The sequence below is a fragment of the Phytopseudomonas daroniae genome (genome assembly GCF_004327285.1).
In the GTDB taxonomy this organism is placed as follows: Bacteria; Pseudomonadota; Gammaproteobacteria; order Pseudomonadales; family Pseudomonadaceae; genus Aquipseudomonas; species Aquipseudomonas daroniae.
Map to the genome: position 1 here is coordinate 63947 of NZ_QJUI01000019.1, position 25340 is coordinate 89286.

24 protein-coding genes and 1 tRNA gene are annotated in these 25340 nt (G+C 62.1%); 8 read left to right on the forward strand and 17 right to left on the reverse strand.

Features of this window, described 5'->3' with window-relative positions:
* Positions 1–2: 2 nt before the first annotated feature.
* Positions 3–79, reverse strand: a tRNA-Arg gene (locus DNK06_RS19920).
* Positions 80–346: 267 nt separating this feature from the next.
* Between DNK06_RS19920 and folD the strand changes: the two genes are divergently transcribed.
* A complete protein-coding gene (folD, locus tag DNK06_RS19925; RefSeq protein WP_131181736.1) occupies positions 347–1201 on the forward strand; it encodes a bifunctional methylenetetrahydrofolate dehydrogenase/methenyltetrahydrofolate cyclohydrolase FolD in 855 nt (284 codons plus the stop codon).
* A 37-nt stretch (positions 1202–1238) separates the two neighbouring features.
* Here the strand turns inward: folD and DNK06_RS19930 are convergent, their stop codons facing one another.
* The 6 genes from DNK06_RS19930 to DNK06_RS19955 all read right to left on the reverse strand — a co-directional run bounded on the left by DNK06_RS19930 (position 1239) and on the right by DNK06_RS19955 (position 7195).
* Positions 1239–2981, reverse strand: coding sequence for an ABC transporter substrate-binding protein (locus tag DNK06_RS19930; protein WP_131181737.1), 1743 nt, complete (start codon positions 2979–2981; stop codon positions 1239–1241).
* Between the two features lie 67 nt (positions 2982–3048).
* Positions 3049–3321, reverse strand: coding sequence for a DUF2160 domain-containing protein (locus tag DNK06_RS19935; RefSeq protein WP_131181738.1), 273 nt, complete (start codon positions 3319–3321; stop codon positions 3049–3051).
* Positions 3322–3332: 11 nt separating this feature from the next.
* A complete protein-coding gene (locus tag DNK06_RS19940) occupies positions 3333–4133 on the reverse strand; it encodes a carbohydrate ABC transporter permease (RefSeq protein WP_131181771.1) in 801 nt (266 codons plus the stop codon).
* 7 nt (positions 4134–4140) lie between these two features.
* On the reverse strand, positions 4141–5004 hold the full coding sequence (locus DNK06_RS19945; protein WP_131181739.1) for a carbohydrate ABC transporter permease: 864 nt from the start codon (positions 5002–5004) through the stop codon (positions 4141–4143).
* Positions 5001–6101, reverse strand: coding sequence for an ABC transporter ATP-binding protein (locus DNK06_RS19950; protein WP_131181740.1), 1101 nt, complete (start codon positions 6099–6101; stop codon positions 5001–5003). The genes DNK06_RS19945 and DNK06_RS19950 overlap by 4 nt, the downstream gene beginning before the upstream one ends.
* Positions 6101–7195: an ABC transporter ATP-binding protein gene (locus DNK06_RS19955; protein WP_131181772.1), complete on the reverse strand. Its 1095-nt coding sequence runs from the start codon at positions 7193–7195 to the stop codon at positions 6101–6103. The genes DNK06_RS19950 and DNK06_RS19955 overlap by 1 nt, the downstream gene beginning before the upstream one ends.
* Before the next feature lie 264 nt (positions 7196–7459).
* Here DNK06_RS19955 and DNK06_RS19960 point away from each other — a divergent pair, with 264 nt between their 5' ends.
* Positions 7460–9289, forward strand: coding sequence for a sigma-54-dependent Fis family transcriptional regulator (locus DNK06_RS19960; protein ID WP_131181741.1), 1830 nt, complete (start codon positions 7460–7462; stop codon positions 9287–9289).
* On the opposite strand, the gene DNK06_RS19965 is transcribed toward DNK06_RS19960, so the two are convergent.
* From DNK06_RS19965 to DNK06_RS19975, 3 genes are all read right to left on the reverse strand, one after another.
* Positions 9290–11296, reverse strand: coding sequence for a UvrD-helicase domain-containing protein (locus tag DNK06_RS19965; protein WP_131181742.1), 2007 nt, complete (start codon positions 11294–11296; stop codon positions 9290–9292).
* Positions 11297–11374: 78 nt separating this feature from the next.
* Positions 11375–12757, reverse strand: a complete 1383-nt coding sequence (gene cysS, locus DNK06_RS19970; protein WP_131181743.1) for a cysteine--tRNA ligase — start codon at positions 12755–12757, stop codon at positions 11375–11377.
* A 203-nt stretch (positions 12758–12960) separates the two neighbouring features.
* Positions 12961–14628 carry a glutamine--tRNA ligase/YqeY domain fusion protein gene (locus DNK06_RS19975; protein WP_131181744.1) on the reverse strand — a complete coding sequence of 556 codons (1668 nt, stop codon included), beginning with the start codon at positions 14626–14628 and terminating at the stop codon, positions 12961–12963.
* Between the two features lie 183 nt (positions 14629–14811).
* On the opposite strand from DNK06_RS19975, the gene DNK06_RS19980 reads away from it, so the two are divergent.
* On the forward strand, positions 14812–15306 hold the full coding sequence (locus tag DNK06_RS19980) for a peptidylprolyl isomerase (protein ID WP_131181745.1): 495 nt from the start codon (positions 14812–14814) through the stop codon (positions 15304–15306).
* Entirely contained in the window at positions 15303–16025 is a 723-nt protein-coding gene (gene lpxH / locus DNK06_RS19985) for a UDP-2,3-diacylglucosamine diphosphatase (RefSeq protein WP_131181746.1), read from the forward strand. Before DNK06_RS19980 ends, lpxH begins: the two co-directional genes overlap by 4 nt.
* Before the next feature lie 48 nt (positions 16026–16073).
* Here the strand turns inward: lpxH and DNK06_RS19990 are convergent, their stop codons facing one another.
* A complete protein-coding gene (locus tag DNK06_RS19990; RefSeq protein ID WP_131181773.1) occupies positions 16074–16673 on the reverse strand; it encodes a MiaE family protein in 600 nt (199 codons plus the stop codon).
* 304 nt (positions 16674–16977) lie between these two features.
* Between DNK06_RS19990 and DNK06_RS19995 the strand changes: the two genes are divergently transcribed.
* Positions 16978–17841, forward strand: coding sequence for a universal stress protein (locus DNK06_RS19995; protein ID WP_131181747.1), 864 nt, complete (start codon positions 16978–16980; stop codon positions 17839–17841).
* Positions 17842–17862: 21 nt separating this feature from the next.
* Here the strand turns inward: DNK06_RS19995 and DNK06_RS20000 are convergent, their stop codons facing one another.
* On the reverse strand, positions 17863–18096 hold the full coding sequence (locus tag DNK06_RS20000) for a DUF3820 family protein (RefSeq protein WP_131181748.1): 234 nt from the start codon (positions 18094–18096) through the stop codon (positions 17863–17865).
* A gap of 120 nt (positions 18097–18216) precedes the next feature.
* Here DNK06_RS20000 and DNK06_RS20005 point away from each other — a divergent pair, with 120 nt between their 5' ends.
* On the forward strand, positions 18217–18594 hold the full coding sequence (locus DNK06_RS20005; protein WP_131181749.1) for a glutaredoxin family protein: 378 nt from the start codon (positions 18217–18219) through the stop codon (positions 18592–18594).
* Positions 18595–18645: 51 nt separating this feature from the next.
* On the opposite strand, the gene DNK06_RS20010 is transcribed toward DNK06_RS20005, so the two are convergent.
* The 3 genes from DNK06_RS20010 to cadR all read right to left on the reverse strand — a co-directional run bounded on the left by DNK06_RS20010 (position 18646) and on the right by cadR (position 20136).
* Positions 18646–19146: a cupredoxin domain-containing protein gene (locus DNK06_RS20010; protein WP_242674724.1), complete on the reverse strand. Its 501-nt coding sequence runs from the start codon at positions 19144–19146 to the stop codon at positions 18646–18648.
* Between the two features lie 105 nt (positions 19147–19251).
* The gene (locus tag DNK06_RS20015) at positions 19252–19629 is read right to left on the reverse strand and encodes a hypothetical protein (protein ID WP_131181751.1); all 378 of its coding nucleotides are present in this window, start codon (positions 19627–19629) and stop codon (positions 19252–19254) included.
* 60 nt (positions 19630–19689) lie between these two features.
* Complete coding sequence (cadR, locus tag DNK06_RS20020; RefSeq protein WP_131181752.1) at positions 19690–20136, reverse strand: Cd(II)/Pb(II)-responsive transcriptional regulator; 447 nt, start codon at positions 20134–20136, stop codon at positions 19690–19692.
* A gap of 415 nt (positions 20137–20551) precedes the next feature.
* Between cadR and DNK06_RS20025 the strand changes: the two genes are divergently transcribed.
* Positions 20552–22669 carry a heavy metal translocating P-type ATPase gene (locus tag DNK06_RS20025; protein WP_242674726.1) on the forward strand — a complete coding sequence of 706 codons (2118 nt, stop codon included), beginning with the start codon at positions 20552–20554 and terminating at the stop codon, positions 22667–22669.
* Positions 22670–22910: 241 nt separating this feature from the next.
* Here the strand turns inward: DNK06_RS20025 and DNK06_RS20030 are convergent, their stop codons facing one another.
* Together DNK06_RS20030 and DNK06_RS20035 are read right to left on the reverse strand one after the other, a co-directional pair.
* Entirely contained in the window at positions 22911–23513 is a 603-nt protein-coding gene (locus DNK06_RS20030; protein ID WP_131181753.1) for a glutathione S-transferase family protein, read from the reverse strand.
* Between the two features lie 38 nt (positions 23514–23551).
* Positions 23552–24718: an aminotransferase-like domain-containing protein gene (locus DNK06_RS20035; protein ID WP_131181754.1), complete on the reverse strand. Its 1167-nt coding sequence runs from the start codon at positions 24716–24718 to the stop codon at positions 23552–23554.
* 80 nt (positions 24719–24798) lie between these two features.
* Here DNK06_RS20035 and DNK06_RS20040 point away from each other — a divergent pair, with 80 nt between their 5' ends.
* Complete coding sequence (locus DNK06_RS20040; protein ID WP_131181755.1) at positions 24799–25245, forward strand: MarR family winged helix-turn-helix transcriptional regulator; 447 nt, start codon at positions 24799–24801, stop codon at positions 25243–25245.
* Positions 25246–25340: the final 95 nt, after the last annotated feature.

Here is a 25340-nt window from a genome sequence, read left to right on the forward strand (position 1 = left end):
AGTGGCGCACCCGGCAGGACTCGAACCTGCGACCATCCGCTTAGAAGGCGGATGCTCTATCCAGCTGAGCTACGGGCACTTATCCATCCACTAGAGCAGACTTCAAGTTTCGGCTAGAGCGGCCACTTTCGTTGCTGCCTTTGCCGCTTTACCCTGTCACTTGCTGTGCTCGCCAAGTGGTGCGCATCTTATAGAGGCACCCCTGAGTCGTCAACACCCAAATCTAAAAAATTCAGTTAGATAAAGGAGTTACACCAAATCTGCTGTCTGGCGCCTTTGCCCTTCCTTAATGCCATGCGAGAATGCGCGTCCTTTTTCACTCCCTTTCAATGGTTAACCGAGCGCAATGACCGCACAACTGATAGATGGCAAAGCGATTGCCGCCAATATCCGCCAGCAGATCGCCCAGCGCGTCGCCGAAAGGCGTCAGCAAGGACTGCGCGCCCCCGGCCTGGCGGTGATCCTGGTCGGCAGCGATCCCGCCTCTCAGGTTTATGTCGCGCACAAGCGCAAGGATTGCGAGGAAGTCGGCTTCGTTTCCCGCGCTTATGACCTGAGCGCCGAAACCAGCCAGGACGAATTGCTGAGCCTGATCGACTCACTGAATGAAGACGCGACCATCGACGGTATCCTGGTGCAGTTGCCGCTACCGGCGCACCTCGACTCATCCCTGCTACTGGAGCGCATCCGCCCGGACAAGGATGTGGACGGTTTCCATCCCTACAACATCGGCCGCCTGGCCCAGCGCATGCCGCTGCTGCGCCCTTGCACACCCAAAGGCATCATGACCCTTTTGGCCAGCACTGGCGTCGACCTCTATGGCCTGCATGCCGTGGTAGTGGGTGCTTCCAATATCGTTGGCCGCCCCATGGCGATGGAGTTGCTGCTCGGTGGCTGTACCGTGACCGTGACTCACCGCTTTACCAAGGATCTGGCCGGTCATGTAGGCCAGGCTGACATCGTCGTGGTCGCGGCGGGCAAGCCCGGGCTGGTCAAGGGCGAGTGGATCAAGGAAGGCGCCATCGTCATCGACGTAGGCATCAACCGTCAGACCGACGGCAAGCTGATTGGCGACGTGATCTATGAGACTGCCCTGCCCCGCGCCGGTTGGATCACTCCGGTTCCAGGTGGCGTCGGCCCGATGACCCGCGCCTGCCTGCTGGAGAACACCCTGCACGCGGCCGAACACCTGCACGCCTGAGCATCGGGAGCGGCAGCCTCTGCCGCTCCCTGCTCTTTCACTTGCGTGCCTGCTCCCAGGATTTGAGCAGTTCCTCGTAGGCAATCGTCTCGCCCTTCGGTTTCTCGTTTGCCAGCTTCGGCTTGGGCGCGCCCGGCTGATCGAACCAGTATTGCGGATCACGTGGTTCATTGAGCTTGGGCCCGCACTCGCCCAGCACGTTGGAGCGCTCCAGACGACCCAGCATGGTGTCCTGGGCTTCGGCCAAGCCATCGAGGGCTTCCTGAGGCGTCTTGTCGCCGCTGGCAGCTTCGGCGATGTACTGCCACCAGAGCTGCGCCAGACGCGGATAGTCCGGTACGTTGGTGCCGGTAGGCGTCCATTGCACGCGGGCCGGGCTGCGGTAGAACTCCACTAATCCGCCAAGCTTGGGCGCCACGTCGGTCATGGCCTGGGAGTTGATGTCCGACTCGCGGATCGGCGTCAGGCCGACCAGGGTCTTCTTCAGCGATACCGTCTTCGACGTCACGAACTGGGCATACAGCCATGCCGCCAGGCGCTGTTTCTCCGGCGTGGAATGCAGGAACGTCCAGGAACCGGCGTCCTGATAGCCGAGCTTCATCCCTTCTTCCCAATACGGCCCCTTGGGCGATGGCGCCATGCGCCACTTCGGCGTGCCGTCTTCGTTCACCACGGACAAGCCTGGCTTGGTCATGTCGGCGGTGAAGCCCGTATACCAGAATATCTGCTGCGCGATGTGCCCCTGGGCGGGTACTGGCCCTGATTCGGAAAAGGTCATGCCCTGTGCCTCGGACGGCGCATAGGCGCGCATCCAGTCGACGTATTTCTGGGTCGCGTAGACCGCCGCCGGCCCATTGGTGTCGCCACCACGCGCAACACTGGAGCCCACCGGGCGGCAGCCGTCCACGCGAATGCCCCACTCGTCCACCGGCAGGCCGTTGGGCAGCCCCTTGTCGCCGCCACCGGCCATGGAGAACCAGGCATCGGTAAAGCGCCAGCCCAGGGACGGATCCTTCTTGCCGTAATCCATGTGGCCGTAGACACGCTTGCCGTCGATTTCCTTGACGTGCTTGCTGAAGAACTCGGCGATGTCTTCGTAGGCCGACCAGTTCACCGGTACACCCAGCTCATAGCCGTAGAGTTCCTGGAACTTGGACTTCAGCTCCGGGCGCTCGAACCAGTCGGCGCGAAACCAGTAGAGGTTGGCGAACTGCTGGTCGGGCAGCTGGTAGACCTTGCCATCCGGGCCGGTGGTGAAGGAAATGCCGATGAAATCCTGCAGATCCAGGGTTGGCGAGGTCACGTCCTTGCCTTCATTGGCCATCATGTCGGTGATCGACACCGTCTTGCCATAGCGAAAGTGCGTGCCGATCAGGTCGGAATCATTGACCCAGCCATCGTAGATGTTGCGCCCGGACTGCATCTGCGTCTGCAGCTTCTCGACCACGTCGCCTTCCTGCATCAGGTCGTGGGTCAGGCGGATGCCGGTGATCTCGGTAAAGGCCTTGGCCAGCACCTTGGCCTCGTATTCGTGGGTGGTCAGGGTCTCGGAGACGACCTTGATCGACAGGCCGCGAAACGGCTCGGCGGCCTTGATGAACCACTGCATCTCCTTGAACTGCTCCTCCGGGGTCAGCGTGGATGGGGTGAACTCCTTGCCGATCCAGCTACGGGCCGCGTCCTCGTGCGCGTCGGCCCAGGTCTGGGGCGCGCTGGCACACAACGCCAGCAGCGCCGACAACGCCATGCCCTGTCGAATCTTGTTGTTATCGTCGAACATAGACACCTCCATTGATTATCAGACAAAGCCCGACCAGCCGCGCCTTGGCGGCGCCCGGCCGGGCCGTTCACCCCCGGCGCATCACCAGCAGCAACCAGGCCAGCGCCGCCACGGACGCGATCCATACCGGCCAGTCGGTCGCACCTATAACCAGCAGATGCAGATAGGCGCTGCCCAGCAGACCGATGAACAGCCGATCGCCACGGGTCGTGGCAATGGGCAGGAAGCCCTTGCGCCTGACACTCGGCGAACGCAGCTCCCACACACTCATGAGCACCAGCAACAATCCGACCGACGCGAAGAACACGGCGGTCGGCAGAGTCCAGGCCATCCACTGCATGCGTAGCCTCCTTACACCCGACCAAGGGCGAAGCCCTTGGCCACGTGATTGCGTATGAACCAGATCACCAGTACGCCCGGCAGGATGGTCAGCACTCCGGCCGCGGCCAATACGCCCCAGTCGATGCCGGAGGCCGATACGGTACGGGTCATCACCGCCGCGATCGGCTTGGCATCCACCGACGTCAGGGTGCGCGCCAGCAGCAGCTCGACCCAGGAGAACATGAAGCAGAAGAACGCCGTGACGCCGATGCCGGAGCGAATCAGCGGGATGAACAGGGTGACGAAGAAACGCGGGAAGCTGTAGCCGTCGATATAGGCGGTCTCGTCGATTTCCTTGGGCACCCCGGACATGAAGCCTTCGAGAATCCAGACCGCCAGCGGCACGTTGAACAGGCAGTGGGCCAGGGCCACAGCGATGTGGGTGTCGAACAGGCCGATCGATGAATACAGTTGAAAGAACGGCAACAGGAACACCGCTGGCGGCGCCATGCGATTGGTCAGCAGCCAGAAGAACAGATGCTTGTCGCCCAGGAATCGGTAACGCGAGAAGGCATAAGCTGCCGGCAGAGCCACTGCCAGGGATATCAGGGTGTTGAGGGTGACGTAGTACAGCGAGTTGAGGTAGCCGCCGTACCAGGCCGGATCGGTGAAAATCACCCGGTAGTTGTCCAGGGTGAATTCCCGGGGCCAGAGCGACAGGCCACCGAGAATTTCGGTGTTGGTCTTGAACGACATGTTCAGCAACCAGTACACCGGTACCAGCAGGAACAGGATATAGAGCGTCAGCAGCAACCCCTTGCGCATGCCCATGTTCTCCTCAGCGGCGCTCGTCGTCATGGGTCATGGCGGTGTAGAAGAGCCAGGACACCAGCAGAATGATCAGGAAGTACACCAGTGAGAAAGCCGCCGCCGGGCCCAGGTCGAACTGACCGATGGCCATCTTGGTCAGCGTCTGACTGAGGAAGGTAGTGGCGTTGCCCGGCCCGCCGCCGGTGAGCACGAAGGGCTCGGTGTAGATCATGAAGCTGTCCATGAAGCGCAGCATCACCGCGATCAGCAGCACACTCTTCATCTTCGGCAGCTGGATATGGCGAAACACCGCCCAGGGCGAAGCACGGTCGATGCGCGCGGCCTGGTAGTAGACGTCGGGGATCGCTCGCAGCCCGGAATAACACAGCAAGGCAACCAGCGAGGTCCAGTGCCAGACATCCATCACCAGTACCGTGACCCAGGCATCCAGGGTGTTGGAGGCATAGTTGTAGTCGATGCCCAGGGCATTGAGCGACCAGCCCAGCAGGCCGATGTCGGCGCGCCCGAAGATCTGCCAGATGGTGCCCACCACGTTCCATGGAATCAGTAGCGGCACAGCCAGCAGGATCAGGCACAGCGATACCAGGCGCCCGCGAGTCGGCATGCACAGGGCCACGGCGATGCCCAGAGGTATTTCAATCAGCAGCACGCAACCGGAAAACACGAACTGCCGCAGCAGTGAGTCGTGCAGGCGCGGATCCTGGAGTACCTGGCGGTACCAGTCGAGGCCGACGAAGTAACGCGTGGAAGGATCGAAGATGTCCTGCACCGAATAGTTGACCACGGTCATCACCGGCACGATGGCGCTGAAGGCCACCAACAGGAACACCGGCAGCACCAGCCACCAGGCACGGTTGTCCTGTACCTTCATGCGCCCTCCTCCTCGACCAGATAATCGTCCGCGTAGAGCATCAGCCACTGCGCCGGAAAGCTCAGGTAGACCTGCTCGGCCGGCACTGCCTGATCCTCCTGCAGCCGCGCCTTGAGCAAACGCTCGCCCAGGCGCAGGGTGAGAATCTTGTAGGTGCCAAGATCCTCGACATGCACCGCCTCGCCGCACAGCGCGTCGTCATAGGGAGCATCGTGCAGGTGCACGAACTCCGGGCGGATACCCAATTGCAGTCGGTGGCCCTGCAGGGTTTCGAGGCGCCGCAACAGGCCTGCCGACAGCGAGACCTCGATGCCGTCGAAACAGACCCCGCCCGGGCAACGCTCGACCTCGATCAGGTTCATGCCCGGGCTGCCGATGAAATAGCCGACGAAGGTGTGGGCCGGACGCTCGAACAGTTCCCGCGGGGTACCGAACTGGACGATCTGACCGCCGTACATCACCGCTATCTTGTCCGCGAAGGTCGAGGCCTCCAGCTGGTCGTGGGTGACGTAGACCATGGTGATGTTGAACTGCTCGTGAATCTGCTTGAGCTTGCGCCGCAGCTTCCACTTCAGGTGCGGGTCGATCACCGTCAGCGGCTCGTCGAAAAGGATCGCCGAAACGTCATCACGCACCAGCCCGCGCCCCATGGAGACCTTCTGTTTCTCGTCGGCGCTGAGGTTGCGTGCCTTGCGTGACAGCAGCGGCTGCAAATCGAGCACCTCGGCGATCTCCTGCACCTTGCTGGTCACCCGGGTCTCGTCCATGCCCTGGTTACGCAGCGGAAAGGCCAGGTTGTCGAACACCGTCATGGTGTCGTAGACCACCGGGAACTGGAAAACCTGAGCGATGTTGCGTGCCTGGGGTGACAGCTCGTTGACCGTGCGAGTGTCGAACAGCACCTCACCGCTGGAAGGTGTGATCAGCCCGGAAATGATGTTCAGCAACGTGCTCTTGCCGCAACCCGACGGCCCCAGAAGCGCGTAGGCACCGCCCTGTTCCCAGGCGTGATTGAGTTCGCGGATGGCATAATCCTCTGCGCCTGCAGGCTTGCTGGCGTAGCTGTGCGCAAGGTTGCGCAGCTGAATCTGCGCCATCAGGCAGCCCTCCTCGCGCGCCGAGTGGGTGCCTGAACCAGCTGCCCCTGAGCGTCGAATACGAACAGCTTGTGGGTTGGTACATAGATCAGGATCGGGGTGTCCACGTCGTACTCGTGCACCCCCGACAGATGCAGCACCAGGGAGAACTGCTCGTGACGCACGTGCAGGAAGGTCTCCGAGCCGCTGATCTCGGCCAGTTCCACGGTCACAGCCAGCTCCAGGTCGTCGTCCCGAGAGGGCACCAGGCCAATGTGACTGGGGCGCACCCCAAATCGGTAATCGCCCAGAGGGATGTTCTGCAGGTCGCCATTGAGGGGAAAGTGCACGGCGTCGGCGAAGCTGACCTCGGTGGCACCGATGCGCCCAGGCATCAGGTTGATCGGCGGCTCGGAGAACAGCTCGGCAGCCAGCACCTGCTGCGGCAGGTGATACACCTCGGTAGTGCTGCCACTCTGCACCACCCGGCCTTCGTGGAGAATGGTGGTAGTGCCGCCCAGAGCCAGCGCCTCGTTGGGCTCGGTGGTGGCGTAGATGGCCACACAGTCACGCGCCTGGAACAGCTCGCGCATTTCCTGGCGCAGTTCCTCGCGCAGCTTGTAGTCGAGGTTGACCAGCGGTTCGTCGAAGAGGATCAACGAAGCATCCTTGACCAGTGCCCGAGCCATGGCCGTACGCTGCTGCTGACCGCCGGAAAGCTCCAGCGGAAAGCGTTTGAGCAGTCCCTCGATGCGCAGCATGCGGGCTGTGGCCTGCACCCGCTCGTCGATCTCGGCGGCGCTCACCCCTGCCTGACGCAAGGGCGAGGCAATGTTGTCGAACACGTTCAGGGTCGGGTAATTGATGAATTGCTGATAGACCATGGACAGGTTGCGCTGGCGCACCGGCACGCCAGTCACGTCCTTGCCGTCCAGCAGGATGCGGCCACTGCTGGGGCGATCCAGCCCGGCCATCAGGCGCATCAGGCTGGTTTTCCCGGCCAGGGTGCGGCCCAGCAGCACATGGAAGGAGCCCGCGGCGAAGCTCAGACAAACGTCTTCGATCCACGGCTGCCGGTCGACGATACGCGTGACATGTTCCAGCACCAACGCCATGCCTGGCTCCTTTGCCCAGTGGTCAGTACCAGGCATCAGGCGAGTTCCGTGCCAGATACCACTCCAGCACGCGTAACAAATTGTATTTATTGAAATTTTTTCTTATTTGCAAAGTCGTTCGCGATGTTCACGGCAGCACGCTGAACAGATGGCACTGAACAACTGAACAGCATGTCTGTTGACATTGAACAGTCATCGACAACACTCACTGCAGCCCGGTACCCCCGACGCCATAACAACAATAAGGAAGGATCGACCCTCGCCATGTCCGAAGCCGCACGCCCGCTGCCGCACGACACCGTGATTCAGGAGTCCTGGTCACGCTGCCGCGAATTCGGCCTCAGCCACCACAGTGTTCCCCGCTTCAGCCTGCCGTCACGTGACGAGGTGGCGGCCCTGCTCGAACGCCAGCAGGCCCTGGTGCAGACCACTCACCAGGAAGTCCTGCCCTGCTACGGCACCATCCTGGCCAACTCCAACTGCCTAATTCTGCTTGCCGACGGTGACGGCCACGTGCTGCACGCCTGGGGCGAGCAACGCTTCGCCACACAGGATCAGGCGGCCGGATTCGTCAGCGGTGCCAGCTGGCTGGAACGCCACACAGGCACCAATGCCATAGGCACTGCGCTCAGTTGCAGGCAGGCGGTGCACATCCAGCACGACGAGCACTTCCTCAAGGCCAACCGTTTCATGAGTGGTTCGGCAGCACCGATCTTCGACGCGCAACGGCGCCTGATCGCCGTGCTCGACGTGTCCAGCGATCGCTATCTGCCGCCCTCGCACACCCTGGGCATGGTTCGGATGATGAGTCAGTCGGTGGAGAACCGGCTGATCCTCAATCTGTTTCGTGAGGACTGTTTTCAGCTGAGTTTCAACACCAGCCTGAGCAATCTGGGCAGTCCCTGGGCCGGTCTGCTGATCGTCGACGAGCAAGGTCGGGTGCTGTGCGCCAACCGCCGTGCCGAACGCCTGCTTGGGCTGGACGCAACGGGGGCGTCACTGGATGAGTTGTTCGACCTGCCCCTGCCACAACTGCTCGGGCAATCCGAGCGGCAGCCATTCGCCCTGCTGGCCGGCGGGCGCTACCGCTTTCATGGACAATTGCACCGCCCCGCCCAGCGCCGCCCGGTTCGCTCCCGAACCTGGCGTGCCGCACCAGATCCGGTGCGGCACGGTGAACCTGACCTGCAGGCGATCCACCACGGCGACGCCTGTCTCGATAAAGCCGTACATCAGGCACGGCGCATGCTGGAAAAGGACATCCCGATCCTCATCCAGGGCGAAACCGGGGCCGGCAAGGAAGTATTCGTCAGGGCGCTGCACGGTGCCAGCTCACGCGCCAGCCAACCGCTGGTGGCGGTCAACTGCGCGGCCATTCCGGCCGAACTGGTCGAGGCAGAGCTGTTCGGCTACGAAAAAGGCGCCTTCACCGGCGCCAGTCAAAAAGGCAGCCTCGGCCTGATCCGCAAGGCACACCGGGGCGTGCTGTTTCTCGACGAGGTCGGTGACATGCCCCTACACGCCCAGGCGCGCCTGCTGCGCGTATTGCAGGAACGCTGCGTGCAGCCGCTTGGAGGTGGCGAGCCGCAGCCGGTGGACATCCGCCTGGTCTCCGCGACCAACCGGCCACTGCGTCAGGACGTCGATACAGGTCGCTTCCGCTCTGACCTCTACTACCGTGTCAGCGGCCTCAACCTGGCGCTGCCGCCGCTGCGTGAGCGCAGCGACAAACTGGCGCTGTTCCAGCATCTATGGGATCGCTACCGCGAACCGGATCAGAGCAAGATCATCGCCAGCGAAGTGCTGGAACTGTTCATGCGCCACCCCTGGCCGGGCAACCTGCGCCAACTGAGCAGCGTGATACAGGTCGCCCTGGCGCTGGCCGAAAATCAGCCGGTACGCATCGAGCACCTGCCCGAGGACTTCTTCGTCGACCTGCCCGAGCAGAAGCCGGCACCGCCCACCGTGCGGGATGACGATCTGGCCAGTCTACTGCGCGCTTGCGGCGGCAACCTTTCGCACCTGGCCAGGCAACTGGGCATCAGCCGCAACACGCTCTACAAACGCTTGCGCCAACAGGGTATGCACGCCTAGCTAGCCGCGCCGGCTGTGCAACAGCGCACTGGCTCCCTGAGGCTTGCGCGCATACCAGAGTACCCGGCTGACGCCCCGGGTCACCGCCACGTAGCCCAGACGCAGACTCTCGTCCGCCATCGCCTGGTCGTAACTGTTGGTGAAGAAACCACAATGCGCATACAGGGCGTTGCGCAATGGATGGGGCATCGGTGGCAGGCAGTCGTCGATGATGATCGCCACCTCCGCCTGCAAACCCTTGGCGCGGTGAATGGTGTATGCCTTCACCGGGAGCTTGCGGTCGAGCCCGGACTGAACCTCCTTGAGCGTCTCGTTACGCCGACCAAGCAACAAGACTGCCGTACGCTCCGTCGAGCCGATGGCGCTGGCGTAGTCGCACTGGGCCTCAATTTCGCGTAGCAGATCGGGCATTTGCCGGGTCAGATCGAAGGGCGTCAGCAACTGCACACCGTGTCCACCAACAGGCGCGGCCTTGATAGCCGCAGTGGCCTTTTCCTGCTTGAAAGCCACATCGCGCAGAATGGACTCGGCATCACGAATCACCGGCTCGATGGAGCGGTAGTTCGCCTGCAACATCAGCACCGCGCTCTTGCCCTTGCCTTTGCTCGGGAAGTGCCGATCGAAAGCCATGAACAATTCCGGCGAACTGCCGCGCCAGCCATAAATCGACTGCCAGTCATCACCAATGGCCATCAGGCTCACCGCAGTTGCCGCGCCGCTCAGACGCCGATGCACGGCCTGCAGCCACTGCACGATCTGCGGCGATACATCCTGGAACTCGTCGATCAACAGATGCGAAAAGGCCGCCAGTGCATCGGCGGACAACCGCCCGTCACCTTCATCGAGCATCTGGGTCAGTTGCTGAAAGGCGCCATTGAAGGTCATCAGGCCCTGCTGGCCAAGACGCTGCTGCAACGCCTGCCAGAAAACCTGCAATGCCAGGAGAAACATACGTTCTTGAGCCGAACAGGGCACCGCGTCCACCGCCAGTTGGTCGATGCGGATGCCAATGCTCTCGATAAAGCCTGCCTGGCCGTAAAACACTTCGAACAGCGGCGCAGCGTGCAGCTCTCCCACCAGTTTGAACGGTTGCATTGGCGCCTTTGGCAGCGCCTTCTGCTCATCCGGTGCAGGCGAGCCAAGCAACTCGTGAACCTGCGAGCGAAACGCCGGATCGTCGGCGTAACAAACCTGATACACCTCTTTCAGCAGGCGACTTTGCGCGGCCCCCAGACGTCCGACTGCCAGGGGATTATCCGGCTCGCTGGACGAGGCCTGCTTGTCACCAAGCTGCTCGAACCAGGCCGGATTGCCCAGCACCTGACGTGCCAGTATCCCCATCGCGGAGTGAAAGGTACGCACACATTGGCGCACGGCACGCTCATCGATGGGTGACTGCCAGAACGCCAGTACCCTCAGCAGACGCTCACGCAGCTCGGCGCAGGATGCGTTGGTAAAGGAGATCACCGTCAACCGTTCGGGCTCGATATTTAGGTGACAAAGCATAAAGACCACACGCAGCACCAGGGTAGTCGACTTGCCCGACCCTGCACCGGCGAAGATCCGCGTCAGTGGCTGACGTCCAACAATCATCGCCCACTGCTCGTCGGAAGGCGCACCAATCACACCGCCAGCAACGGCTAGCGCGACGGTGTCACGCATGGCCTGTTCCTGGGCCGCGGTAACTTTCATGGCGGCCGCAGAGTAAATGCCGGCGCTCGCGCGCCTAACGGGCTTTTTTGTCGCAGGCCCTCCCTGGCCGCGCCCCTGCGGGCCGTCGCTACGCGACGTCAAGAATGGCTCCCGGCCATTCTTTACAGGACTGGCACCCTTCCCTGCGCGCTTTGTAGATGTCGTTTTCTTTCTGGGGGCAGGCTTGCCCTTGGCTTTTGCAGCAGACTTCAGCCGCTCGGCGGCGGCGTGTTTTTCGGCCAGCAGGTACGCCGTCGTACGCGGGAAGTAACGGGCCAGCGTAGTGGAAAGCAGAAGTTTGTAACGCTTTAACATGATGTTTCCGTAGCGAATTCGATGCGCGCATCAGAAAACGAAAAGGCCGCATCAGCGGCCTTTTCGGTACAGCGATGACTACTCGGCAAGCCGCCAGGTGGTACCGCCCTTACCATCCTCCAGCACCACACCCAGGGCGGTGATCTGGTCGCGGATGCGATCGGACTCGGCCCAGTTCTTCTCGGCACGGGCCTGCAGGCGCGCAGCGATCAGCGCCTCCACTTCGGCAGCATCGACCTTGCCTTCGGCGCCGGCCTTGAGAAAGGCGTCCGGCTCAAGTTGCAACACGCCGAGCAGACCGGCCAGTTGCTTGAGCTGAGCGGCCAGACCAGCAGCGGCCTGCAAGTCGCTTTCACGCAGGCGATTGACCTCGCGGATCATCTCGAACAGTACCGCACAGGCTTCCGGCGAGTTGAAGTCATCGTCCATCGCCGCGCCGAAGCGCTCGACGAACGCTTCGCCACCGGCTGCAGCGACCTCGGGCAAACCCTTGAGGCCGTTGTAGAAGCGCTCCAGGGCACCCTTGGCTTCCTTGAGGCTTTCTTCCGAGTAGTTGATCGGGCTGCGGTAATGGCTGGACACCAGCAGATAGCGCACCACCTCCGGATGGTACTTTTCCAGCACTTCGCGGATGGTGAAGAAGTTGCCCAGGCTCTTGGACATCTTCTCGCCATCCACACGCACCGCGCCAGCATGCATCCAGGCGTTGGCGTACAGCTTGCCGGTCGCCGCTTCGCTCTGCGCGATCTCGTTCTCGTGGTGCGGGAACACCAGATCCGGACCGCCGCCATGGATATCGAAGGTCTCGCCCAGGCAGCAGGTGGACATCACCGAGCACTCGATGTGCCAGCCCGGCCGGCCAGCGCCCCAGGGCGACGCCCAGCTTGGCTCGCCTGGTTTGGCGCCTTTCCACAGAACGAAGTCCAGCGGATCCTGCTTGATCTCGTCGACCTCGATGCGCGCACCGATCTTCAGGTCTTCGATCTTCTTGCGCGACAGCTTGCCGTAACCTTTGAACCTGCCGACGCGGTAATACACGTCGCCATTGCCCGGTGCGTAGGCGTACCCCTTGTCGATCAGGGTCTGGATCATCTCGTGCATGCCGGCTATATGGCCGGTGGCGCGCGGTTCCTGATCCGGACGCAGTACCGACAGGCGCGCCTCGTCCTCATGCATCGCCGCGATCATGCGCTCGACCAGCGCCTCGAACGGCTCGCCGTTTTCATTGGCACGGCGGATGATCTTGTCGTCGATGTCGGTAATGTTGCGCACGTAGGTCACGTCGTAACCGCGATGACGCAGCCAGCGGGTGACCACGTCGAACGCGACCATCACGCGGGCATGGCCGATGTGGCAGAAGTCGTAGACGGTCATGCCGCACACGTACATGCGCACCTGGTTACCGACCAGCGGCTTGAACGGTTCCTTGACCTTGCTCAGGGTGTTGTAGATCGACAGCATCTTTAAATTCCTTAAGAACGGCTTTCAAAGCAGCGAGCGAAGATCAGGCAAGGCGGAGCGAGGTGAGGAAGCGGAGTGTACTGAAGTACATGAGCAGTACTCGCTCCGCTCGCCCTTCGGGCCGCCCTCTCGGGCGTTAGTGCAAGCACTTTCCTGATCCTCGCTCCAACGCAGCATGATCGAGCGCAGCAATTTGACAGCCGTTATTGGCCCCAGGAGTCGCGCAAGGTGACAGTGCGGTTGAAGACCAGCGCATCGGCTTTCGAATCCTTGGCGTCCAGGCAGAAATAGCCTTCACGCTCGAACTGGAAGCGATCCTCGGCTTTCGCCTGGGCCAGCGATGGTTCGGCACGGCATCCTTTGAGCACGATCAGGGAGTCGGGGTTGATGTTGTCGAGGAAGCTGCCGCTTTCTTCCGCTTTCTCCGGGTTGGCCGAACGGAACAGGCGATCGTACAAGCGCACTTCGCACTCGACGCTCTCGGCGGCCGGCACCCAGTGGATCACGCCCTTGACCTTGCGCCCTTCCGGGTTCTTGCCCAGGGTGTTCTCGTCGTAGCTGCAGCGCAGCTCGACAATGTTGCCGTCAGCATCCTTGATCGCCTCGTCGGCGCGGATCACATAGCTGCCGCGCAGGCGTACTTCGCCACCGGGGATCAGGCGTTTGTAGCCGGCTGGCGGGGTTTCTTCGAAGTCGCCAGCGTCGATATAAATCTCGCGGGAGAACGGCAGCGCACGCACGCCGATATCCTGCTTGGGATGACGCGCCAACTCCAGGTTCTCGACCTGGCCTTGCGGGTAGTTGGTGATCACCACCTTGAGTGGTTTGAGCACGCACATGGCACGCGAGGCATTGGCGTCCAGGTCTTCGCGGATGGCGAATTCCAGCATGCCGATATCCACCAGACCGCCAGCGCGGTTGACACCGATCATGTCGCAGAAGGTACGGATCGAGGCCGGGGTGTAGCCACGGCGTCGATAGCCGGAGAGCGTCGACATGCGCGGGTCGTCCCAGCCGTTGACGTGATTCTCGTCGACCAGTTGCTTGAGCTTGCGCTTGCTGGTGATGGTGTAGTTCAGGTTGAGCCGGGCGAATTCGTACTGACGCGGCTGCGCCGGCACCGACAGGTTGGCCAGGAACCACTCGTAAAGCGGGCGATGATCCTCGAACTCCAGGGTGCAGATGGAGTGGGTCACGCCTTCGATGGCGTCCGACTGACCGTGGGTGAAGTCGTAGCTGGGGTAGATGCACCACTTGTCGCCGGTCTGATGGTGATGGGCGTGGCGGATGCGATAGAGGATCGGGTCGCGCAGGTTCATGTTGCGCGAGGCCATGTCGATCTTGGCGCGCAGAGCGCGGGCGCCATCCGGGAACTCGCCAGCCTTCATGCGCGCGAACAGATCGAGGTTTTCCTCGACACTGCGCTCGCGGTAGGGGCTGTCCTTGCCGGGCGTATTCAGGGTGCCACGGTATTCGCGGGCTTCGTCCGGCGACAGATCGTCGACATAAGCCTTGCCGGCCTTGATCAGCTCGACGGCCCAGTCGTGCAACTGGTCGAAGTAATTGGAGGCGTAACGCTCCTCGCCGGCCCACTTGAAGCCCAGCCACTCGACATCGGCCTTGATGGCATCGATGTATTCCTGATCTTCCTTGGCCGGATTGGTATCGTCGAAACGCAGGTTGCACTCGCCACCGAATTCCTGGGCCAGGCCGAAGTTCAGGCAGATCGACTTGGCGTGGCCGATGTGCAGATAGCCGTTGGGCTCCGGCGGGAAACGGGTGATGATCTTGGCATGCTTGCCAGCGTCCAGGTCAGCCTGAACGAGGGGACGCAGGAAGTTGGCGGCTTTTTCGACGGTGGGCTTGCTCATGGTGTCCTTAGCGCGTGCGGATTGCGGCACAGGGTAGGCCGACTAAAACAAAGCGCTTATCATAGCCCAAGCTGTCAACCCCCTGACAGGCCTTGGTGCCTGCTCCCTGACCTTCGGGCGACATAAATGTCTGTACCGAGCCGGGAGCGGCCCCGGGATTTTCTCGACAGAGCGATTAAGCACATGATCAAGCTGCACACCAACCACGGCGTCATCACCCTCAACCTGTTCGAAGACAAAGCGCCGGAGACCGTGGCCAACTTCAAAGAATACGTCAAGAGCGGCCATTACGACGGCACCGTGTTCCACCGCGTGATCGGCAATTTCATGATCCAGGGCGGCGGTTTCGAGCCGGGCATGAAGCAGAAACCGACCAAAGCGACGATCAAGAACGAAGCCAACAACGGCCTCAGCAACAAAACCGGCACCGTGGCCATGGCTCGCACCATGGAGCCGCACTCGGCCTCCGCGCAGTTCTTCATCAACGTTGCCGACAACACCTTCCTCGACCACAGTGCACCGACCGTGCAGGGCTGGGGCTACGCGGTGTTCGGTGAGGTGGTCGAAGGCCTGGACGTGGTCGAAGCCATCAAGGGCGTCGCCACCACCATGAAATCCGGCCATCAGGACGTGCCAGCGGAAGACGTGATCATCGAGAAGGCCGAGATCGTCGAGTGATCCTGCTGATCTCCGACCTGCATCTTGAAGAGGAGCGCCCGGATATCAGCCGGGCGTTCTTGCATTTCCTCGACACTCGGGCCAGTCAGGCCGAGGCGCTATACATTCTTGGCGATTTTTTCGAAGTGTGGATCGGCGACGACGCCATGACGCCCTTCCAACGCGGCATTGCCCAGGCCCTGCGCCGTTTGAGCGACAGCGGCACACGTATCTACCTCATGCACGGCAACCGTGACTTCCTGCTCGGCAAGGCATTCTGCCGTGAGGCCGGCTGTACCCTGCTGAGCGATCCGCATGAAGTGATTCTGGCCGGGGAGAAGGTACTGCTGATGCACGGTGACAGCCTGTGCACCCTGGACGTCGGCTACATGAAGATGCGCCGCTGGCTGCGCAACCCCCTGAGTCTGTTCGTCCTGCGCAACCTGCCGCTGAACACACGCCATAAACTGGCGCGCAAGCTGCGCTCGGAAAGCCGCTCGCAGACTCGCATGAAGGCCAGCGATATCGTTGACGTCACGCCCGAGGAAGTGCAGCGGGTGATGGCGGATCATGGCGTACGGACGCTGATCCACGGCCATACCCACCGCCCTGCCAGCCATGAATTGCAGGTCGATGGCCAACCGGCACGCCGAATCGTCCTGGGCGACTGGGATAAACAGGGTTGGGCGTTGCAGATCGATGAAAACGGTTTCAATCAGGCGCCGTTCGCTCTGCAGTGAATGGCGCCGTTGAGATCGCTCCCGGATTACGCCGTCGGCTGATCCAGGCTACGCCTGCGGCACGCCGCTATGAAAGCGAAACTCCGTATCGGGCGACTCGATCAGTACCTGCTCGACCGCCCTCACCCGCTCGATGGCCAGGTCGACATCTGCCGCATCACCATACTGATAGGCGAGCTTCAGGTAACCCTGAAAGTGTCGCGCTTCGCTCTTCAGCAGGCCGAAGTAGAACTTGCCCAGCTCTTCGTCCAGGTGCGGCACGATCGCCTCGAAGCGTTCGCAGCTGCGTGCTTCGATAAAGGCACCGACCACCAGGGTGTCGACCAGTTTCTGTGGCTCGTGATTACGCGTCACCTTGCGCAGCCCCGAGGCGTAACGCGCGGCGGAAACCGGACGCAGGCCAATCTTGCGGCGCTTCATGATGCGCAGCACCTGCTCGTGGTGCACCAGTTCCTCGCGGGCCAGCCGCGACATCATGTTGATCAGGTCTGCATGGCAGCTGTACTTGGCCATCAGGCTGAGCGCCGTGCTGGCAGCCTTGAACTCGCAGTTCTTATGGTCGATCAGCATGATTTCCTGGTTGGCCAAGGCGGCATCGACCCAGGCCCGGGGCGTGCGGCAACCGAGAAAATCATGGATTTCCGGCAGGCTCGGCGATGTGCGCGGGCGGCCAGCAGGTGATGACTGATCTGAAACTGTGACTGGAGATGACACGGACATAGCCCACAAGCGACGAGGTGGCGAAAAGTCCGAAGCCCTTGCCTCCCCACGGCAAACCGCAAGGTATGCAGGCATTTGCAGGTGGATGAGCAGGACGCACCGGACGTGAAGCCGGCCATTATAAAGCCGTCAACGACAACCACCAGCCGCCCCGCTTGATGCCGGTCAAGAACTTGCCTGGAGTACGGCATCTATATTGATAACGACCAGCCGCACGCCAGAGGGACACACCATGCAAGCCATCCGCAGCATTCTCGTGGTCATTCAACCCAATCACGCAGAAGGGCTGGCGCTCAAGCGCGCCAGGTTGATCGCCGGGGTGACGCAGTCCCATCTGCATTTACTGGTCTGTGACAACGTCGAGGATCACAGCGGTTATCTGCGCCAGTTGTGCAATACCCTGGAACAGGATGGGCACAGCGCCAGCGCGCAACAGGCCTGGCACGGCAGTACCCAGGAAACCATCATCGTCACCCAGCAGGCCGAGGGCTGCGGCCTGGTGATCAAGCAGCACAAACCCGACAACCCACTGAAGAAGGCACTGCTGACCCCCGAAGACTGGAAACTGTTGCGCTACTGCCCCTGCCCGGTGCTGCTGGTTAAAACCGAGACGCCCTGGACGGGCGGCACCGTACTGGCGGCGGTCGACGTGGGCAATGCCGACGACGAGCACCGCGCCCTGCACACCAGCATCATCGACCACGGCTACGACATCGCCAATCTGGCCAAGGCCTCGCTACACGTGATCAGTGCTCATCCATCGCCGATGCTGGCGGCTGCCGATCCGACCTTCCAACTGCGCGAAACCATCGAAGAGCGCTATCGCGAACAATGCCGGGCATTTCAGGACGCCTACGATATCGACGATGAGCATCTGCATATCGCCGAAGGCCCGGCCGACGTATTGATTCCGCATTTCGCCCACCAGCTGCACGCGGCCGTTACGGTGATCGGTACTGTCGCACGCACCGGTTTCAGCGGTGCGCTGATCGGCAACACCGCCGAGGTCATCCTCGACATCCTGGAAAGTGACATTCTGGTGCTCAAGCCCGACAGCATCATCGAGCATCTGGAAGAGCTGGCCAGTCAGCGCTGAGAGGTCAGCGAATCTGTAACCCTAGCCGCGCAAAGGCTGACGCGGCTTGCTGCGCAATGGATCGAGCAAGGGCGACAAACCGTTGTGATCGATTTCCTGCATCAGCGCCAGCAGCCGTCCGATTTCCCCATCGGGAAACCCCTCGCGGGCGAACCAGTTGAGGTAATTGCCCGGCAGATCGGCGATCAGGCGCCCTTTGTACTTGCCGAACGGCATTTCGCGGGTTACCAGCAGTTGCAGGTCTTCAGGTTTCATCGAATCGGCCAGAGCAGTTTCACGTTCGTCGATTATGCCGGAAAGACCCGACAACGGCTGGGTCAAGCAGGGTGAACTCGGGTAAGCTGCGCGCCGTTCAACATTTGCAGGTAACCCAGCATGATTATCAAGGCGCTTCGACTCGGCCTCGGCCAACTGATCGTCCTCGGCGACCTCGCCACTCGTCCGGCCAAGCTGAAACGCACGCCGGTTGCCCAGGCTGCGGTCGAACAGGCAGCCAGCGACCTGACTCTTTATCAGTTCAACGCGTGCCCGTTCTGCGTGAAGATCCGCCGCAAGCTGCATCGATTGAATGTGCCCGTCGCCCTGCGTGACGCCAAGAACGACCCACAACATCGCCAGGCCCTTGCCGAACAGGGTGGCAAGATCCAGGTTCCATGCTTGCGTATCGAAGAGAACGGCCAGAGCACCTGGCTGTACGAATCCAAGGCCATTGCAGCCTATCTGGAACAGCGCTTCGCCATTTCACCGGCATAAGGCGCGCAGAAACTGCGGCACGAAACAGCTCGTGCCGCAGCAGCGAGGCGTTTATTCGGCCACGCCGACCTGGCCGACCATCCCGGCCTGGTAATGCCCGGCGATCAGACAGCCGAAGTCGAAGGCGCCGGCACGGTTGAACGTCCACACCACTTCGCCCTGCTCGCCCGGTTGCACGTGCAGCATGTCCATGCCTGTGTGTGCCATGGTCGGTTGCTGGAGCATCATCGCGGCATGTTCGTCCAGATACGCCTTGTCGCCCAGCACGAACTCGTGCAGCAGTTGCCCGTCGTTATGCAACACGAAACGCACCGTCTCGCCCTCCTTGACCTCCAGCTTGTCCGGCACGAAGCGCATCTGGTCATTCATGCGGATTTCCACCGTGCGCGTCGCCCTGGCTGCGTCCCCTGGGGTTCCCCAGGGTTTCTGCTCGGCACTGCCCGCGCCGTGACCGGCCTGGTGGCCGGATCCGTGAGCGTGATCACCCGCGGTGGCCAGTGGGGCTTGAAGGAAAGCGGCAAGCGCCAGGGCGCTCATCAGGGTTGTCGTCATTCGCATCGTGTTTGCCTCGTTGAATACTCATCGGCGTGCCTCCAGGCACGCAGGTCGCGTGACAGTCAGTTGCTGGCCGTCACACGCTGGTTCGAAAAGAAGGATTCAGCCGATGAGATGACGGGGAGGACGATCCGGGGTGTCGGCGATATGCCCGATGAAGTGCTCGTGCCAGGCAGCCAGAGGTCGATCCAGCGGCAACTGGGTGGGAGCGGCAATGGCGGGATTCAAGGCAACCACGCCGACGCAGAACACGCAGAGACTACAGGTAGCATGCCCTGGAGCTTTCTGATCGCTGGCCGCCTCGTGGTGGCTGCAGGCCGCGCCGCAGGAATGCGCAGCGCCGGACAGGTGCATGCCATGGCCATGCCCACCGGCCGAGAGCGCCATACCTGCCTGCATGCCGACCGCGGCGATGCCCTGCGCGGGCAAGGCCAGCATCAGCAGACAGAGCAGCAGAACACGCAGTGGCCGGGAAGACATCGGATGCTGAGCACGCGGCGGTAAGGGAAGCACGATTATGCCCAAATTGTGGCCATGCGACTAATGCTGATGGCTGCGCCCGACATGGGATACATCCTTGTCGGCATGCAGATTGTCGCTGGTGCTGAGCTGGCGAATGATCTCGCAGGGCGCCGATTGTTGATCAGCCAGGCAACTGTTGCGCAGCTCGACCAGTTGCTCCTGTAGCGACTGCAGGCTGGCGATGCGCGCGTTGACGTGTTCGATGTGTTCGTCGATCAGGGTGTTGATGGCTTCGCAATTTTCCGCAGGCTGACCACGCAGGCTGAGCAGCTCGCGAATCTCGTCGAGCGTCATGTCCAGCGTGCGGCAGTTACGGATGAAGGTCAGCCGTTCGACGTGTTCGGGCCGATACAGCCGGTAGTTGCCCTCGCTACGCTGCGGCGCGGGCAGCAGCCCTTCGCGCTCGTAATACCGAATGGTCTCCACCTGACACTGGGTGACCGCCGCCAATTCGCCAATTTTCATGCTCTGTTCCTCCAATGCTTGACCCTATAGTGGCTACAGGGTGTTCACTCTGCAACAAGATATTCGGAGAAGCACCATGGCGAACTGCTGCGATCACGATCACACCCCCAAGCCCCCTCGCCCCCAGGACTCGTGCTGCGCTGCCGGGACGGCATCGTCCTGCTGCGACGCAGGCACTCCATTGATCACCCAGATCGTTGAGCCTGGGACTGCGCACCTCAGCCCTGCCATGGAAAGCAGCACACTGCGTATCGAGCAGATGTGCTGCCCGACCGAGGAAGGCCTGATACGTGGCAAATTGCAGCACCTGCCCGAAGTGCACGCCATGCAGTTCAACCTGCTCAATCGTACCCTGCTCGTCGAGCACCAGGCGGGCGCAGCGCCTTTGCTGGTCGAGACCATCGCCAGCCTGGGCATGCAGGCCCTGCCACTGGCAGCCGAGACCCGGGTGCGCATCGAGCAGATGGATTGCCCCACCGAGGAGCGTTTGATCACCGACAAACTCGCTCGGCAGCCCGGCATCGAGGCACTGCAGTTCAACCTGATGCAGCGGGTGCTGACCATCCGCCACAACCCGGACGACCTCGAGCCTGCGCTGCAGGCCATACGCGAGTTGGGCTTCACTCCACAACCGGAAGGCGGCGAAAGCCCGCCTGTCGCTCCCGAGCAACCCCAGAGTGGGCTGCCGTGGCGGCTGATACTCGCTGGCGTGGCGGCATTCATGGCCGAGGTGGTGCACTTCACCGATGCAGCACCGGAATGGGTGGTTGCGCTTATGGCCCTGGGCGCCGTGCTGGCGTCCGGGCTGGAGGTATACAAGAAGGGCTGGATCGCCCTGAAGAACCTCAACCTGAACATCAATGCACTGATGAGCATCGCCGTGACCGGCGCCATCCTGATTGGCCAATGGCCGGAAGCGGCGATGGTCATGGTGCTGTTCGCGATTGCCGAACGGATCGAGGCGAAATCCCTGGATCGCGCGCGCAACGCCATACGCGGCCTGATGGCGCTGACCCCGGAACAGGCCACGGTACGCCAGGCGGACGGCAGTTGGCAGTCCCTGGAGGTGGCGCAGGTGGCCATCGGCAGCGTGGTTCGGCTGCGCCCCGGTGAGCGCATTGGCCTGGATGGCCAGGTGCTCGAGGGCCACTCGACGGTCGACCAGTCGCCGATCACCGGTGAAAGCCTGCCCATCGAGAAAAGTGTGGGCGACACCTTGTTCGCCGGCACCATCAACCAGAGCGGCGCCCTGGAATACCGGGTCAGCACCGCCGCCAGCAATAGCGCTCTATCACGCATCATCAAGGCCGTGGAAGAAGCCCAGGGCGCGCGAGCGCCGACCCAGCGCTTCGTCGACCGCTTCGCACGCATCTATACCCCCCTGGTGTTCCTGCTCTCCCTGGCCGTGGCAGTAGTGCCACCGCTGCTACTCAACGGCGGCTGGTACGAGTGGGTTTACCGGGCGCTGGTATTGCTGGTGGTCGCCTGCCCGTGCGCCCTGGTGATCTCCACGCCGGTAAGCATCGTCAGCGGCCTGGCGGCGGCAGCGCGCAAGGGCATTCTGGTCAAGGGCGGCGTGTACCTGGAAAACGGCCGGCACATCACCCATCTGGCACTGGATAAGACCGGCACCCTCACCCATGGCAAACCGCTGCAGACCGATTACCAGGCGCTGATAGAAAGCGACGCAGAACCGTATCGCGAACTGGCCGCCAGCCTCGCTGCACGCTCGGATCACCCGGTTTCGCAGGCAGTGGCCAAGGCAGCGCAGGAGCAAGGTGTCGCGCTGAGTGAAGTACAGGCATTCGAGGCCCTGCCCGGGCGTGGCGTACGCGGTGTGATCGACGGCCAGCGCTACCAGTTGGGCAACCATCGCCTGCTCGAAGAGCTGGGCCTGTGCTCGGCCGAAATCGAAGCCCAGCTCGATGGGCTCGAGCGCGAGGGCAAGACGGTGATTCTGCTCAGTGACGAGAACCGCGCCCTGGCCCTGTTCGCGGTCGCCGATACGCTCAAGGCCAGCAGCCGCGAGGCTATCGCCACCCTGCATGACATGGGCATCAAAACCCTGATGCTCACCGGTGACAATCAGCACACCGCCCAGGCCATCGCCGCTCAGGTCGGTATCGATGAAGCCCGCGGCGACCTGCTGCCCGCCGACAAGCTGGCGACGGTCGAGGGCCTGCTCGGCCAGCGAGGTGTGGTCGCCATGGTCGGCGACGGCATCAACGACGCCCCTGCCCTGGCCCGCGCCGATGTCGGCTTCGCCATGGCGGCGATCGGCACCGACACGGCCATCGAAACCGCCGACGTGGCGATCATGGACGATGACTTGCGCAAGATTCCGACGTTCATCCGCCTGTCCCGGCAGACCGCGACGATCCTCAAGCAGAACATCGCCCTGGCACTGGGTATCAAGGCGATCTTCCTGGCCGTGACCATTACCGGTCACGCCACCATGTGGATGGCCGTGTTCGCCGATATGGGCGTAAGCCTGCTGGTGGTGCTCAACGGGCTGCGACTGTTGCGCAAATAGGCGCTGGGAAGACCGAAACCCGTAGGATGGGTCGGGCCGCGCAGGTGCAACCCATCACTTTTCCGATGGGTTTCACCCATCCTACGAGCTGTGCAAGTGAGCGCTGGCGAACCGTAGGGGTGGGTTAGGTGCATGTTACAAACTGAAAGCCGCGTGATATTTGGCGCTGCACCGTAACCCACCATGATCGCAACGCCTACTATCTGCCTGGTGGCTTGCCCGCACGACCACCCCTCCAGGCTCAGCCCTGCATGGTCACATGCTGCGGATGGCTGGCGACGCGATCCAGCCAGCCATTGAGCGCTGGGTAACCGCTCAGATCGAAGCCACCCTCGTGGGCCACGTGGGTATAGGCATACAGGGCGATGTCGGCGATGGAATAACGATCACCGACCAGATAAGGCGTCTGCTGCAACTGACGCTCCATGACCCGCAGCGCCTTGTGGCCGCGCACCTGGCACACCTTGTACTCCTCGGCGCGTTCGGCCGGCATACCTTCGAGCCACTGAATGCGGCGTGCCACGGCAATGTAAGGCTCGTGGCTGTACTGTTCGAAGAACTGCCACTGCAGCACCTGGGTGCGCAGGCGTGGTTCGGTCTGCAGGAACTCGCTGCCATCGGCGAGGAAATTGAGGATGGCGTTGGACTCCCAAAGGTAAGTGCCATCTTCCAGCTCCAGCACCGGAATCCTGCCGTTGGGGTTCTTGGCCAGGAACTCGGGGCTTTGCGTCTCGCCCTTGAAAATATCGATAGGCACCCACTCGAACGGTTTGCCGAGCAGGGTCAGCATCAGCTTGACCTTGTAGCAGTTGCCGGAGCGGTAGTCGCCATAAACCTTGTACATGTTCGCCTCCTCAAGTCCGATGATGCTTTAGCCAATAGTCACGCCGCGTCCGCAGCCAATCCCTGACGCACCACACTCGCCAGCCGGCGCAGCCCTTCACCCAGGCGCTCCGGTGCCACATGGCTGAAGTTCAGCCGCAGGTAACCCGGCTCGCGATCAGGGTCGATGAAAAACGGCTCGCCCGGCATGAATGCCACGTTCTGCGCCAGTGCAGCGTCGAGCAGCAAACGAGTGTCCTGGGGCTGCTTCAGACGCAGCCAGAAGAACAGACCGCCCTGGGGAATCTGCCACTCAGCCAGGTCACTGAAATGTTCGACGAGTGCCGCCTGCATCGCATCACGCCGCAGGCGATAGAAATCTCGTAATTCGGCCAGGTGCTCGCGGTATCGCTCGGTGCCCAGCCACTGCAGTGCCTGCCACTGGCCCACGCGATTGGTGTGCAGATCCGCCGACTGCTTGAGGCGCAGCAGGTGCGGAAAGAGATCCGGCGTGGCGATCAGGTAGCCGACGCGCAAACCGGGCAGCAGGGTCTTGGAGACGGTGCCGGTGTAGATCCAGCTGGCCTTGCGCAGGCGGCTGACGATGGGCGTGGCGCTGCCGGCGTCGAACACCAGCTCGCGATAAGGTTCGTCCTCGATCAGCGTCACCCCATAACGATCCAGCAAGGCTGCCACGGCGTCACGCTTGGCTTCGCTGTAGCGCACCGCACTGGGGTTCTGAAACGTCGGAATCAGGTAGGCGAACGCCGGGCGCTGGCGCTCGAGCCGCTCCTCGAGCACCTGCAATTGCGGGCCATCGGCCTCCTGCGGCACAGCCACGCAGTCGGCGCCGAACAGCTGGAAAGCCTGCAGCGCGGCCAGGTAGGTCGGCGCTTCGAGCAGCACCCTGGTACCCGGATCGATGAACAGCTTGCTGGCCAGATCCAGGGTTTGCTGCGAGCCGCTGACGATCAGCACCTGGCTCGCCTCACACGGCACCCCCAATGCGCGGGCTTCGGCGGCTATGGCTTCGCGCAGCGCGGGCTCTCCCTCGCTCATGCCGTACTGCCCCATGCTGCCGGGCATCTGCGACCAGTCGAGCTTGGGCAGCATCTCCTCGGCAGGCAGGCCACCGGCGAACGACATCACCTCCGGGCGCTGCGCTGCAGCGAGAATCTCACGGATCAGGGAGCTTTTCAGGCGGGCAATGCGTTCGGAGAAGGCCATGATGTCACCGGGTGATAAGTCGGTTAAATTACGTCAAACTGGTTGACCGAAAGTACGATGCCCGAGACACATACGTCAACATGATTGACCTTAAAAACTCAGCTGCTCAACAAGCGGCCATGGAAGCCTTCTTCTTCGGCTACCAGGCATTCACCGCCAAGGCCGATGAAATGCTCGCGCGCCGCGGGCTGTCGCGGGTGCACCAGCGCATCCTGTTCTTCATCGCCCGTCATCCGGGGTTGAGTGTCAAGGAACTGCTCGGCTATCTGGGGGTGAGCAAGCAGGCGCTGAGCATTCCCCTGCGCCAATTGCTGGAGATGCATCTGGCGCAGAGCGTCACTGCCGAAGATGACAAGCGCAAACGCCTGCTCGGCCTTACCGCCGAAGGCGCCAACCTGGAACGGGCGCTACGCCGCGAACAGGTGAAGCTGTTGCAGCGCGCCTTCGACGAAAGCGGCAAGCACGCGGTCGATGGCTGGCTGGCGGTGAACAAGGCGCTGAGCGGTACAGGTCGCACACCAGACTGATCCTTGCATGACTGTATGGCTGCTTATAGTGGCCTCTGTACCGCGACGGTCGCTTCGGCAGCCCTTATCGTGCGGGTTCAACCACGAGAACTCGC